The following is a 13,615-nucleotide window of genomic DNA, read 5'->3' on the forward strand; positions in this document are numbered from 1 at the left end:
GCAGCCAGGCTTTTGCAAAACATGGCAACAACCCATCGATATACACCGTTCAGGAAAACACCTTAGATAGAGAGCCATTTACATCATCGTTGAACAAGGACGTTCACCATGAGCAAGGCTTTTTATCCCGGCTCCGTTTCCGACGACCGGGCCGTAGTCATTACGGACCTGGGTTTTCATGCCAATGAATACGCTGTCGAAACACTCGACTTCAGGTCCGTCGAAGGAGCGCAACTGAGTCCGGAGCACAAGCATCGACAGGCCCAGCTTGAAGTCGTGGATAAACTTTACGGCCCGCTGCACATCGGCTCCGTGACAATCACCCGTTGCGCCCTGAATGCGCTCGGCGCAACGACCGATGGGCAACCGCTGAACGGCGACAATACTTTTTTCCGCCATCCCAATCGCTTTTTCGTGAACTCGCTTCAGTTCAATGCAGGCGATATCGAAACACGTCTGAAACTGACCTGCGATGCGAACGACTACCGGTTGCCAACGTTGCTATTTGAAATGGCAAGCCAGCGTCCCCCCTGCGCGAGCCCATTGTTGAGTGAAGCCCCTGAAACACAGGCTGACCCCACCCACTATCGGAGCACGCTGGGAAAACTCCTGAAATCCGCGCAAAAGCTCGATAGCAGTGGGCTCATCCACGGAACATTCAGTTGGGTCAGCACCACCAGGAGCAACCTCCTCATTCCCACGGGCCTTGGACTTCAGGCCTTCGGAATCTATAGCGGCCTGCGAGGCCTGCAAGACGCCATCCGTAACAAGGATGCCTACCAGACCATTTTCAATGGGACCGGCGTGGCCGCCGAGGTCGCGTCTATCGGCGTCGAAGCCGCGGTGACCCGACAAGCCACTCAGATGATCAGGGCCGGCCATCGTTCCCTCGAGGATTTCGCTAAAACGACATTCGCCACACGGCTCGCGCGTGGAGGCGGCCTGATTGCCAGCGTCCTGACACTTCCTTTCGACATCATTTCCGCCGTCGACTCTTTCAAGGCTGCCGCCCACGCTACTGGCAAAGAAGCCACCGATCACTATGTCAGCGCAGCCTTGAGCGTCACCAGCGCCGCCATGACCCTGACCGTCGGCGTCGCCGCGCTCGCTGGGTTCAGTTCAGCCGGTCCCGTGGGCCTTGCCGCAGGGCTTATCCTGGTGGTGGGTTCACAAGTCTGGGGCGCCATACGTCAAGTCGATGAAATCGACGACTATATAGAGCTCACCGTACACGAGCGTCTCCGCACGGGTTGGTTGGCCTTCTGGACGATCGATCCCGACAAGGATATCCAGGAGCGCTACCTCATCGCCAAGGCGACCGCCGACCATACAAAGCTACTGCAGAACAATGCCCTGAACTTGCTTAGAGGCCCACTGAAGGACAGCACTGAAGCGATCGTAAACGGTACATTCACCGTGGAACTGGAACCGGTGACCTACAACACCTGGAGTTGGTGGACCGGTGAAAGATACCAGGCGACGGCAGTACGCCCGAGGATCAAAGACAGCGACGACCGGATCGATGCGCGCAAAGGCGTTACTGCCGGGACGCCGGGGGCAGTCATGGAAACACCGGCCGGACATAAAGGTATCCATTGGTACATCGGCGGTGGCAACGACACTGTTACAGGGGTCGAAGACAAGCCCAACGTCTTTCACTACGGGGCCGGTGTCAAAGAACTGAGCGGCGGCACGAAAGATGACGTTTTTATCTTCGAGGGCTCGACAGAAAACCTCAGTAGAAACCAAACCCCTCCAGCAAACCGGCTGGTGGGTGGCGTGGGCAATGACACACTCATTTTATCGGGCCGTAGCAGCAGCCATCAGGCGCCGCGCCAGGGTTATCGGGTCGACCTGGACGCCGGACAAGTGTCCATCATCACTCAAGCCAGTGGTGATACGCAGAGCAGATGTCATCGCCATGCAGTGCTTGAAAGCATTGAAAACGTAGAAATCCCCGAGGGCGGTGCCAATGTCATCAAGGGCACAGCCGGCTCGAACATCATCAAATCCCGCGGCAACGATTCGATCGAGGCCGGTGCGGGAGATGACCGGATTTTTATTCTCAATGGAAATAACCGCAACGCCGACGGCGGACCTGGCGAAGATGTCTATGCCATCGCTCATAAAGCAGGCGGTGTATCGATCACCGAAGACGGCGCAGACAACAGCGTCATCGCGCTGGACTGGAGAGCCGACCTGATTGAAAGCTGGCGGATTGAAGATAGCAACCTGGTCATTACTTCATGCTTCGATGCAAATGACTGGGAACTTCGCACAGTCACCATCAGGAACGTCTATGCACATAGCGATCATTCAAGAGCCCTGCAAAACGACAGGCTGACGTTCATTACCCAGGATGGCTACCACTTGGTTCCCGATCTGCCCGAGATGATCGAGCACAGCGGCCCGTTCGACATTGAAACAGTCATGGTGCAGCAAGGAACGCCGCGAACCCCGGCCATCCTGAACGATCGGATAGAACAGCAGATCGCCCACGACAAAGACACAAGCTATTTCGTTTCACGCCTCAACGAACTCACCACCCTCAGGGTCAGGCAAAAAAGCGCGTTTTCCACCACGCTCCATCTGGATTACGTCGACTCCGACCTGACGGGTATCGAGGCCCACTACAACGCCCATGTCACTCAGGAAGATAAAGGCGACACCATAAAATATGGTGAATGTGGACTGACGTTACACTTTGGCCCTCGCCGAATCATCTTGAAGAACCTGGCAAGTTCCGACGAGCGTTATAGCGCGCAAAACCCGAACACCGGACGGCGGGCATTTTCCGCCTTGGCTTTGCAACATACGTTCATCCTCATCATGAATGACGGCTCGTCCTACCGTCTGGTCCAGCCCTCGCCCGCCTATGGCGTGTTGCTGGACGAAACATTCATCGCCAAAGATCCGGTGAAATGGAAAACGGAAATTTCGCCATCTCTCACACCCACAAAAAAGAAATACGCCTATCTACGCCCCTTGGACAAAAAACCCTATTACATGGGCAATTGGGCAACCTGCGCCACGCTGACAGCCCCCACCGAACAGACGGGGATTGAAGTCCTGGTTGGCGAAGGCGCCACCTACCTTGTCCACCTGAGCCCGAACATGACGCTACGCCTGTCCACACCGGGCGCATTGGCCGGCGCCAATCCGCGGTTACCCCATGCCTCCACCTGGGAGCTCGATGCCACGCACCTGGGTCGAGTCGAAATAAAACTTTGCGCCAATGTGCTGCGGATTGGCACAACCACCATCCATCTTCCCGCCTATGAGGCTCAAGACCTTGTCGACCCGATACGAGTCATCACGGCACAAGGCGTCGTGCATGCCGTCGACAGCCTGTTTGAGCAGGTTTATGTAGAAGCGCTCGATGGCCGGTACTTTGCCCCTCTCGCCGATCCCGACACACCATGGCCCAGCGAACTGTCGAGCCTGAAGTCCGAAGAACTGAAGGTTCTTCACGTTGCCATCAAGGACGGGGCTCCCGGCACCTTGAGCTACAACCTCAAAACCCGCAGGTGGATCCTAGATACCGATAAATCCCGAGTCATTGAGACGGCGAACCTGAGAAAAACAGACCTGTGCGACCACGCCCTCAAGTTCTATCAAGATCTGGCTCGCGAAGGCCTCAACCAGACGCACCCCATGGGTGATGACACACTTCGTCTGTTGCGGGAAAAGTGCGTGGAACTGGTGGAAAACTTCACATTGGGAAACTCGGTGATATTTGCGCAAATGTTAGCGCTGAGCACGATCTTCGGCATAAGGCTCTCTCGATTGAGCTGGATCCTCTCATTGGGTGAGACGTCTGCCAAACATGCATAGCCTTGACGAATGGCTTCGAAAGTTTCTTTCAGGCGCCATATATATGTAGTGCACCTGCCTGTCGGTTTTCCATGAACATCCTTAAGCCCAAGGCCTGCCCGTCACAAGCGACATGGCAGGCCATTGGTTTCATGACCACATGGATCATCAAACTTCTTCGAACTAAGAACAGGCACTTTCAATGAGTCCAAGACGAAACACCCGACCCAATATTCCAAAGTCGTCCCCCGATACGCCTCACTCCAGTCGCGATACGACACCGGAAACAACGCTCAACAATCCCATGAGAGGAGAAGGAACCGATCAAGCGTCCCTCTCACCGACCGGACGACAGATCGAAGCCCCTGAGTCGCAGACCCCGACCGTCCAGATATCGGACATTGCCTCGCAGACAGCCATCCAAGGTGCCCCTATCCGGGTATCACTGGACAATTACTACCTTTCATCCGAGCTGGTGCCCCTGTTATCGGAGCCAGACGCGACCTCCGGAATCCGCACGTTCAAGACGCGCACCTACGTCGAGCTTGCAGAGGGGGGGACGGTGCTGCTGGGTCGCGATGCCGAACAGAATTACCGAGCCCGATCAAGCACTGAACTCGTCGCCTCCGGACCACGCCTGGAACAGGTGGAGGGCAGCCTCCTATGGCGTCAGATTGCGGACCAGGAGATGACTCACGGCAGTGATGCCGATCCGTACCACCGGCCAGCAGATGATGAGCCATCGGAAGCGGCTGCACCCAAGCGCCCGCGTACGGCGTCCGAGCAAAGCGAAACCACGCTGCAAAGCGCCCCGACATTCCAGAAAAACTGGGGGGTCGACCCCAAATTCACGCCATCGGAATTGATCACCATAGGCAATCTCCACTACAAGATGGTGACTCGCACCGAAGCGCGCGAATCCCCGATCATCTATATCCAATCCCCCGCTCATCCCACCTATAATTTTGACCTGCTGGACGCCATCCTCAGGCATACACCCGACGAGCAACCTCGCGGCGTCATACAATTGCCACCGGACAACCATTGGGAAATTGACGCCAGGCTTCCCTTTAAGAAACCGCTGACGGGCTACGTCAGGGATCGTTTTCCGGAAGTCACGACAGCCACCCTGGAAAACATCGCAAGGAAACAATTTGAACTCACCAACAACTCGCCGTTCGCCACCGCCGGAGGTTTGACAGCACTCAGGCAGATTTTCAGCAGTTGGGAAAACGCGACCCATTCGTTGCATCCACACTGGTCCGATCCGCTATTGATGCTGCCGATTCTTCCGACCTCTTCGGCGTCCAAAGGCGCTGCCCGCTCGATAGCCCTGCCCATCCCTTCCTCGACAGGAGTATTGGATCGACTGGATTTTGATCCCTTGCGGTTCCAGCGACAGTGGCTTTATTTCATGACGACGTATTCGCCTGTGGATTTCAAACGCTTTATGGCCGCCCTTCTGACCCGTAATGGCTATACAGTCATGGAACCCACCTCTTTCAATAGCTTTCCGGCGTTGGTATTTCAACGAACAGAGCATGACTATGTTTTTTTCATGAGCCTCCACCGCACCAGAATCCCGAAGATTTCCCTGCCAATGTACATGGACCCCATTACCGCCGGCACTCGCCTGGAAACCCAGGTTGGCGAAGCCGCTGCGAAAGTGGTCCAGGACGCCCACAACGCCAACAAAATCATCTGGCTCAAAGGCGGTACTGAAATCCGCCCGGGCATCGCAGACACGATCTTTATCATCCGGGATGACAACGCCAGGCTATGAGTCCGCCACGCAAAAAAAAGCCCGCAGTGTGAGCGGGCGAAAACCAAAGAAGCTTTATGCGCAGTCGCTTCCAGGACCAGGCAGTTGCTTGGGGGCTCAACTGCCTCGATAGGTTGAATAGGCGTAAGGCGAAATCAGCAGGGGCACGTGGTAATGCTCCTGCTCGGCCGAAATACCGAAACGCAGCACCACCACATCCAGGAACGCCGGTTCGGACAACTGGACGCCACGGGCGCGATAATAATCGCCGGCGTGGAATTGAATCTGGTAGACACCCGAACGGTAGTCATCCCCTTGCAACAGCGGTGCGTCGCAACGGCCGTCGCTGTTGGTCAGTGCGCTGGCGACCAGTTGCAGTTGCGAGCCTTCCACACGGTACAACTCGACCTTGATCGAGCTGCCCGGGCAGCCATGTGCGGCATCCAAAACGTGAGTAGTCAAACGTCCCATTGCTTGTGCGCGCCTCGCTGCGGTGCAGTCCGGCCCGACGCCTCCTGAATCAGTTGAAAGACAGACCGCACCGTTTCGGAGCACGAAACGCCACGGCGATGAGCGAATTAAGACACTTTAAAAGAAAATTGTACACAATAAAAAACACATATTTAGGCCACGGGCATTTGAACAATGCTTCATGACCAATCTTAAGCCAAACCAACAGATACGCTAGCCTTCCACTGATTAATTGACCAACTGGGCAGGTTTCTTGCAGTGTAGACGAACCCAGGACAGCGGTGAAAAATGCAAAAAATCAGGCTTACAAATCACACATAAAGTTGTATACAATCACCCCATCGTCGTGACGCCAGCTGTGACCCATCGCCCGGGCGCCACCTACATGGTTCGAACAAGAAGGAAGACTGCAGTGAGCGCTGACTACCCACGCGACCTGATCGGTTACGGCAGTAACCCTCCCCACCCCCAGTGGCCGGGCAATGCCCGCATCGCCTTGTCCTTCGTGCTCAATTACGAGGAAGGTGGCGAGCGCAATATCCTGCATGGCGACAAGGAGTCCGAAGCGTTCCTGTCGGAGATGGTCGCAGCGCAACCGCTGCAGGGCGAGCGCAACATGAGCATGGAATCGCTGTACGAGTATGGCAGCCGCGCCGGTGTCTGGCGGGTCCTCAAGCTGTTCAAGGAATTCGACATTCCCCTGACCATTTTCGCCGTGGCCATGGCCGCCCAGCGCCACCCGGACGTGATCCGCGCCATGGTCGCCGCCGGTCACGAAATCTGCAGCCACGGCTATCGCTGGATCGACTACCAATACATGGATGAAGCCCAGGAACGCGAGCACATGCTCGAGGCGATCCGCATCCTCACCGAGATCACCGGCGAACGTCCGCTGGGTTGGTACACCGGCCGCACCGGCCCCAACACCCGTCGGCTGGTGATGGAAGAAGGCGGCTTCCTCTACGACAGCGACACCTACGACGACGACCTGCCCTACTGGGAACCGAACACACCCACTGGCAAGCCGCACCTGGTGATCCCGTACACCCTGGACACCAACGACATGCGTTTCACCCAGGTGCAGGGCTTCAACAAGGGCGACGATTTCTTCCAATACCTCAAGGACGCCTTCGACGTGCTGTATGCCGAAGGCAGCGACGCACCGAAGATGCTTTCCATCGGCCTGCACTGCCGCCTGATCGGTCGGCCTGCGCGCCTCGCCGCCCTCAAGCGCTTCCTCGAATACGCCAAGAGCCACGAACAGGTCTGGTTCAGCCGCCGTGTCGACATCGCCCGCCACTGGCAGCAGACTCACCCTTGCCCGGGAGCGTCGAAACCAGGAGCTTCGAAATGACCGCCTTCCAGACCCTCAAGCCTTCCACCTTGAGCCGCGAAGCGTTCGTCAAAGCCTTCGCCGACATCTACGAACATTCGCCATGGGTGGCCGAAAAGGCTTTCGAGCTGGGCCAGGACTCGTCCATCGACCAGATCGAAACCCTGCACCAGCGCATGAGCGACATCCTGTTGAGTGCCGATCACGCCAGCCAACTGGCCCTGATCAACGCTCACCCGGACCTGGCCGGCAAAGCCGCCGTCCAGGGCCAACTGACCGAAGCCAGCACCAACGAACAGGCCGGCGCCGGTATCCACCAATGCTCGAGCGACGAGTTTGCGCGCTTTACCGAGCTGAACGAGGCCTATAAGGCCAAGTTCAAGTTTCCCTTCATCATGGCGGTAAAAGGCAGCAACCGGCATCAGATCCTCGCGGCGTTCGAAACGCGCATCCATCACTCGGTAGACACCGAATTCAAATGCGCGCTGGCAGAGATCAACAAGATCGCGTTGTTCCGACTACTGACCCTTTAGCGAGCAGCCCTGAGCCCCAGGATCCTGCAAGCATCCCCAGCCAACTTATTTAAAGGCAGACAAGAAGAATGAAAGCTTACGCCGTACCTTTCGAGAAGTTCGTCAACCTGGCCGACGCCCGCCTGGGCACCAAGATCATCTCGGTCACCGATGACTGGTTCGCCGACGCCAACCGTTTGTTCCAACCGACCCCGGCCGTATGGAAAGAGGGCGTGTACGATGACAACGGCAAGTGGATGGACGGCTGGGAGTCGCGCCGCAAGCGCTTCGAAGGCTACGACAGCGCGGTGATCCGCCTCGGCGTGGCGGGGTCGATCAAAGGCGTGGACATCGACACCTCATTCTTCACCGGTAACTACCCACCGTCGGCCTCCCTGGAAGCCTGCTTCCTGACTGACGGCGAGCCGGACGAAAACACCCAGTGGACTGAAGTGCTGTCGGCGGTAGAGCTGCAAGGCAACAGCCACCACTACCATGAGATCAGCAACGACCAGGCGTTCAGCCACCTGCGTTTCAACATCTACCCCGATGGCGGCGTGGCCCGGCTGCGGGTCTATGGTATTCCGTACCGCGACTGGTCGGCCGTGGGCGACAACGAACAGATCGACCTGGCAGCGGCCCTTAACGGTGGTCGCGCCCTGGCCTGCTCCGACGAGCACTTCGGCCGCATGAGCAACATCCTCAACCCAGGCCGTGGCGTCAACATGGGCGACGGCTGGGAAACCGCCCGTCGTCGCACCCCAGGCAATGACTGGGTAATCGTCGCCCTCGGCCATGCCGGCGAGGTCGAGAAAGTCATCGTCGACACCCTGCACTTCAAGGGCAACTACCCGGACAGTTGCTCGATCCAGGGCGCGTTCGTCAAGGGTGGCACCGACAGCCAGATCGAAACCCAGTCGCTGTTCTGGCGCGAGCTGCTGCCGAGCCAGAAACTGGAAATGCACGCCGAACACACCTTCGCCGAGCAGATCAAAGCCCTGGGGCCGATCACCCACATCCGCTTGAATGTGTTTCCGGATGGCGGGGTGAGTCGCCTGCGGGTGCTCGGCAAGGTCTCGAAATAAGGATGAACCCAATCGCGAGCAAGCTCGCTCCCACATTTGAAATGCATTCCCCTGTGGGAGCGAGCTTGCTCGCGATGGCGGCACGACAAACAACACAGAACTCAAGGTAAGAAGACCAGCATGCGCACACTCAAGATCGAACCGTTGACCAAAGAAGCCTTCGCCCCGTTCGGTGACGTGATCGAAACCGACGGCAGCGATCACTTCATGATCAACAACGGTTCGACCATGCGTTTCCATCGCCTGGCGACGGTGGAAACCGCCACGCCGGACGACAAGGCGATCATCAGCATCTTCCGCGCCGACGCGCTGGACATGCCGCTGACCGTACGCATGCTGGAGCGCCATCCGCTGGGCAGCCAGGCCTTCATTCCGCTGCTCGGCAACCCCTTTCTGATCGTGGTCGCGCCACTTGGCGATGCACCTGTATCAGGCTTGGTCCGCGCCTTCGTCACCAACGGCAGGCAGGGCATTAATTACCATCGCGGCGTCTGGCACCACCCGGTGCTGACGATCGAAAAGCGGGATGACTTCCTGGTGGTTGATCGCAGTGGCACAGGCAATAACTGCGATGAGCATTTCTTCAAAGAGGATGAGCTTTTGATCCTCGCCCCCCACCAATAAGAGAAGGTCCGATCACGCGAAGACAAGCGTGACGGGCGAGAGGTAAAGACTGTGGAAGCACATATGCTGGAATGGCTGAACCTGAGCGTGCGCTGGGTTCACATGATCACTGGCGTGGCCTGGATCGGCGCGTCGTTCTACTTCGTCTGGCTGGAAAACAACCTCAATCGCGTCAACCCCAGGGACGGCCTGGCCGGTGACCTGTGGGCCATCCACGGTGGCGGCATCTATCACCTGGAAAAATACAAACTCGCGCCACCGTCCATGCCGGACAACCTGCACTGGTTCAAGTGGGAAGCCTACTTCACCTGGATGTCGGGGATCGCGCTGCTGTGCGTGGTGTTCTATTGGAACCCGAGTGTCTACCTGCTGGCCCCCGGTAGCAGCCTGAGCGGCCCCGAAGGCGTCGCCCTGGGCCTCGGTTCGTTGTTCGTCGGCTGGTTCGTCTACTCCTTTCTCTGCGACTCGGCGCTGGGCAAGCGCCCTGCCCTGCTTGGCCTGATCCTGTTCGTGCTGTTGATCGCCGCGGCTTATGGGTTCAGTAAAGTGTTCAGCGGTCGCGGTGCCTACCTGCACGTGGGTGCGGTCATCGGCACGATCATGGTCGGCAACGTGTTCCGCATCATCATGCCGGCCCAGCGTGCGCTGGTGGCGGCCATCGCCGAGCACCGCACACCCGACCCGGCGTTGCCGGCCAAGGGGCTATTGCGTTCGCGCCACAACAACTACTTCACCCTGCCAGTGCTGTTCATCATGATCAGCAACCACTTCCCGAGCACCTACGGCAGCCAATACAACTGGCTGATCCTGGCCGGGATCGCCGTGGCGGCGGTGTTGGTCCGTCACTACTTCAACACCCGCCATGACAGCAACCGGTTTGCCTGGACGCTGCCGGTCGGTGCCCTGGCGATGATCTGCCTGGCTTATGTCACGGGGCCCAAGCCCATGCCCACCGCACCGGAGGTGGCCAAGGCCCCCGGCGTGATCGAGTACCAACCGTTGCCGGAAACGGCAGTGGGAGGTGGTGTGAAGCCGGCGACGACTCCAGTCGCACCGGCATCGGCGCCCACCCAGGCCACCAACGCCCAGGGCCCGTCGTTCGAGAAGGTCCACAGCGTGATCCAGGAGCGCTGCTCGGTCTGCCACTCGGCCAAGCCCACCAGCCCGCTGTTCAGCGCCGCGCCGGGCGGGGTGATGTTCGATACGCCGCAACAGATCCAGCAACAGGCCGCGCGCATCCAGGCCCAGGCTGTCACCAGCCAGATCATGCCCCTGGGCAACATCACCCAGATGACGCAGCAGGAACGTGACCTGATCGGTGCGTGGATCAACCAGGGCGCGCGGACCAACTGAGTCACGCCGTCCAACGCCGTCACCCGAAATACCGTTGACAGGCACCGGCTCACCACCGGTCGCCCGTCAGCGACTGCCTGCGCCTCAACAATAAAAACAAGAGGAAAGCACCAGATGATCCAGCCCCTCCATCACGCCCCAAATTCGCCGCACATGCGCCGTTGCAGGGCACTTGAGCCCGTCAAGGCAAGCCCGTATCCTGCGCGGCCGTTCGACGCTGGCTGACAACAAACAACCATCCGATCCTGACCGCCCCGCCAACTTATCCGGGTGCCGGCGGACAAAAACGCGCCCCTGAAAACCCCTTTACGACTGTTCGAAGAGCAGCTGGACGAGCCCTTTTCTGGCCTTGGCTCAGCTCTTGCTATCAGCACTGGCCACAAGCGAAAAGCTGACCGAACGGATGTTTTTATCCGTAGAAAAAAAGCGCCACACCAGAGCGCTGATCAGAAAAAGAAAGCGGTACCACTTACCTTTGGGAGCAAACCGAATGAAACGTACGTGCACCAGCCTGATACTCGCCGGATCCTTGCTAGCTGGGGGCCAGGCGATGGCCGATGACCTGTTCCAATGGCAGAACAACAGCCTCACCTACCTGTACGGCAAGGATTTCCAGGTCAACCCGCGCATCCAGCAGACCGTGACCTTCGAACACGCCGACGCCTGGAAGTACGGCGACAACTTCTTCTTCCTCGACCGGATCTTCTACAACGGCAAGGACGACAGCCAGTCCGGCCCGAACACCTACTACGGTGAGTTCAGCCCGCGCCTGTCGTTCGGCAAGATCTTCGACCAGAAGCTGGAACTGGGCCCGATCAAGGATGTGCTGCTGGCCATGACGTACGAGTTCGGTGAAGGCGACAACGAGTCCTACCTGATCGGCCCGGGCTTCGACCTGGCGATTCCCGGCTTCGATTACTTCCAGCTGAACTTCTACAACCGCCAGACCGAAGGCCCACGCGCCGGCGACAACGTCTGGCAGATCACCCCGGTCTGGGCCTACACCATCCCGGTGGGGTCATCCGACATTCTGATCGACGGCTTCATCGACTGGGTCGTGGACAACGACACCAATTCCAAGGGCACCTACCACGCCAACCTGCACATCAACCCGCAGATCAAATATGACCTGGGCAAAGCGCTGAAGCTGGGCGCCAAGCAGTTGTATGTAGGTGTCGAGTATGACTACTGGAAGAACAAGTACGGGATCGAAGACAGCGACGGCTTCAAGACCAATCAGAGCAACACCAGTTTCTTGCTCAAGTATCACTTCTGATCACCCACTTGATCCTGGGTACACAGGGATCCTTGTGGGAGCGAGCCTGCTCGCCATTGCGGTGGGTCGGCTTGCATTGATTTTGAATGTACCGCCGTCATCGCGAGCAGGCGCGCTCCCACAGGGGACCTGCGGTGGGCGCTGAAACTGAGCCCAATACATAAACAATGTGGGAGCGAACTTGCTCGCGATGGCGGCGGGCCTGCTTGCTTGCATCGCGCCTCAGGACAACCCCAAAAACCGGCTCAACGCCTCGCGCTGCGCCAGCGCATCCTGTCGCCCCAACTCGATCAGCTCGCTGCAGTACCCCGCCTCGAACAGCAAGTAACTCAGCACGCCGGCGCCGCTGGTCTTGGTCGCGCCCGGCCCGCGCAGGAATACCCGTAGCGGGCGGGGCAGCTCCTGGCGATGGCGAGCGGCGATTTCATCGATGGGCTGGCTTGGCGAAATCACCAGCACCTCCACGGGCGCCGCGCCCAAGGTATGGGCCGGCACATCACCGGGCAGCAGGTGACTGAAGCCGTTCAGGCGCTGAAGCAACTCGATGTCGCTCTCCAGGCTGTCAATGAACGTGCTGTTGAGCATATGGCCGCCGATCTGCGCCAGGGTCGGTTGCAGGCCCGTGTAGCTGCGATCCAAAGGATCTTGCCCACCAGCGGCACGCGGGTTGCCACTGACGCCGATGACCAGCACGCGATTGGCCCCCAAGTGCAAAGCTGGGCTGATGGGCGCCGATTGCCGTACGGCACCGTCGCCGAAGTATTGCGGGCCGATCTTGACCGGCGCGAACAACAAGGGAATCGCCGAGCTGGCCAGCAGGTGCTCCACCGACAACAGCGTCGGCACCCCGATACGACGGTGGCGCAGCCACGCATCGATGGTGCCGCGACCCTGATAAAAGGTCACGGCCTGGCCGGACTCATAACCGAACGCGGTCACCGCCACCGCCCGCAGTTGCTGCTCAACGATGGCTTGCTCGATACCCGAGGCGTGGAATTGGGCCTGGAGCAGTTCGCGCAACGGCGAACTGTCAATCAGCGCCACCGGCAACTTGGCCCCCAGGCCCAGCAGGCTGTGGCTGATGAAGCGCGTTGCCTGGCCCACCACGCCCCTCCAATCGCTGCGCATCACCTGATGGCTGCGCACCGCTTGCCAGAATGCCGTTAACCGTTCGACGGCGGTCTTGAAGTCCATCGCCCCGCTCGCCAGGCTGACCGCATTGATCGCCCCGGCCGAGGTGCCAACGATCACCGGAAACGGATTGCGCGCACCATCGGGCAACAATTCGGCAATTGCCGCCAATACCCCCACTTGATACGCCGCCCGAGCCCCGCCGCCGGAAAGAATCAAACCTGTAACCGGTTCAGCTGGGGTCATCGCAAGGCT

The 13,615-nt window shown here is 58.8% G+C and carries 10 protein-coding genes; 8 read left to right on the forward strand and 2 right to left on the reverse strand.

Going from position 1 to position 13,615, the window contains the following annotated elements; all coding sequences use genetic code 11:
• Nucleotides 1-108: 108 nt before the first annotated feature.
• Together SGN16_RS21735 and SGN16_RS21740 are read left to right on the forward strand one after the other, a co-directional pair.
• The gene (locus tag SGN16_RS21735; protein WP_335945299.1) at nucleotides 109-3,834 is read left to right on the forward strand and encodes a calcium-binding protein; all 3,726 of its coding nucleotides are present in this window, start codon (nucleotides 109-111) and stop codon (nucleotides 3,832-3,834) included.
• Nucleotides 3,835-4,015: 181 nt separating this feature from the next.
• Nucleotides 4,016-5,596, forward strand: coding sequence for a hypothetical protein (locus SGN16_RS21740; RefSeq protein ID WP_335945300.1), 1,581 nt, complete (start codon nucleotides 4,016-4,018; stop codon nucleotides 5,594-5,596).
• Between the two features lie 96 nt (nucleotides 5,597-5,692).
• Here SGN16_RS21740 and uraH read toward each other — a convergent pair whose 3' ends face one another.
• Complete coding sequence (gene uraH / locus SGN16_RS21745) at nucleotides 5,693-6,046, reverse strand: hydroxyisourate hydrolase (protein ID WP_058546670.1); 354 nt, start codon at nucleotides 6,044-6,046, stop codon at nucleotides 5,693-5,695.
• Nucleotides 6,047-6,458: 412 nt separating this feature from the next.
• On the opposite strand from uraH, the gene puuE reads away from it, so the two are divergent.
• The 6 genes from puuE to SGN16_RS21775 all read left to right on the forward strand — a co-directional run bounded on the left by puuE (nucleotide 6,459) and on the right by SGN16_RS21775 (nucleotide 12,229).
• On the forward strand, nucleotides 6,459-7,400 hold the full coding sequence (gene puuE, locus SGN16_RS21750; RefSeq protein WP_210639929.1) for an allantoinase PuuE: 942 nt from the start codon (nucleotides 6,459-6,461) through the stop codon (nucleotides 7,398-7,400).
• Nucleotides 7,397-7,912: a 2-oxo-4-hydroxy-4-carboxy-5-ureidoimidazoline decarboxylase gene (gene uraD, locus SGN16_RS21755; RefSeq protein WP_335945301.1), complete on the forward strand. Its 516-nt coding sequence runs from the start codon at nucleotides 7,397-7,399 to the stop codon at nucleotides 7,910-7,912. Before puuE ends, uraD begins: the two co-directional genes overlap by 4 nt.
• 68 nt (nucleotides 7,913-7,980) lie before the next feature.
• Nucleotides 7,981-8,976 carry an allantoicase gene (alc, locus tag SGN16_RS21760; protein ID WP_335945302.1) on the forward strand — a complete coding sequence of 332 codons (996 nt, stop codon included), beginning with the start codon at nucleotides 7,981-7,983 and terminating at the stop codon, nucleotides 8,974-8,976.
• A 120-nt stretch (nucleotides 8,977-9,096) separates the two neighbouring features.
• Entirely contained in the window at nucleotides 9,097-9,600 is a 504-nt protein-coding gene (locus SGN16_RS21765; protein WP_018612495.1) for an ureidoglycolate lyase, read from the forward strand.
• A 51-nt stretch (nucleotides 9,601-9,651) separates the two neighbouring features.
• A complete protein-coding gene (locus SGN16_RS21770) occupies nucleotides 9,652-10,953 on the forward strand; it encodes a urate hydroxylase PuuD (protein ID WP_210639939.1) in 1,302 nt (433 codons plus the stop codon).
• Nucleotides 10,954-11,443: 490 nt separating this feature from the next.
• Nucleotides 11,444-12,229 carry an outer membrane protein OmpK gene (locus tag SGN16_RS21775; protein ID WP_210639940.1) on the forward strand — a complete coding sequence of 262 codons (786 nt, stop codon included), beginning with the start codon at nucleotides 11,444-11,446 and terminating at the stop codon, nucleotides 12,227-12,229.
• 222 nt (nucleotides 12,230-12,451) lie between these two features.
• Here the strand turns inward: SGN16_RS21775 and SGN16_RS21780 are convergent, their stop codons facing one another.
• On the reverse strand, nucleotides 12,452-13,606 hold the full coding sequence (locus tag SGN16_RS21780; protein ID WP_210639942.1) for a patatin-like phospholipase family protein: 1,155 nt from the start codon (nucleotides 13,604-13,606) through the stop codon (nucleotides 12,452-12,454).
• Between the last annotated feature and the right edge of the window lie 9 nt (nucleotides 13,607-13,615).

The organism is Pseudomonas sp. G166 (assembly GCF_037027455.2).
Classification (GTDB): domain Bacteria; phylum Pseudomonadota; class Gammaproteobacteria; order Pseudomonadales; family Pseudomonadaceae; genus Aquipseudomonas.

Coding starts and splice junctions, on each gene's coding strand:
- SGN16_RS21775 (WP_210639940.1), top strand. CDS start 11,444: ATGAAACGTACGTGCACCAGCCTGATACTCGCCGGATCCTTGCTAGCT.
- SGN16_RS21780 (WP_210639942.1), bottom strand. CDS start 13,606: ATGACCCCAGCTGAACCGGTTACAGGTTTGATTCTTTCCGGCGGCGGG.
- SGN16_RS21735 (WP_335945299.1), top strand. CDS start 109: ATGAGCAAGGCTTTTTATCCCGGCTCCGTTTCCGACGACCGGGCCGTA.
- uraH (WP_058546670.1), bottom strand. CDS start 6,046: ATGGGACGTTTGACTACTCACGTTTTGGATGCCGCACATGGCTGCCCG.
- alc (WP_335945302.1), top strand. CDS start 7,981: ATGAAAGCTTACGCCGTACCTTTCGAGAAGTTCGTCAACCTGGCCGAC.
- SGN16_RS21740 (WP_335945300.1), top strand. CDS start 4,016: ATGAGTCCAAGACGAAACACCCGACCCAATATTCCAAAGTCGTCCCCC.
- uraD (WP_335945301.1), top strand. CDS start 7,397: ATGACCGCCTTCCAGACCCTCAAGCCTTCCACCTTGAGCCGCGAAGCG.
- SGN16_RS21765 (WP_018612495.1), top strand. CDS start 9,097: ATGCGCACACTCAAGATCGAACCGTTGACCAAAGAAGCCTTCGCCCCG.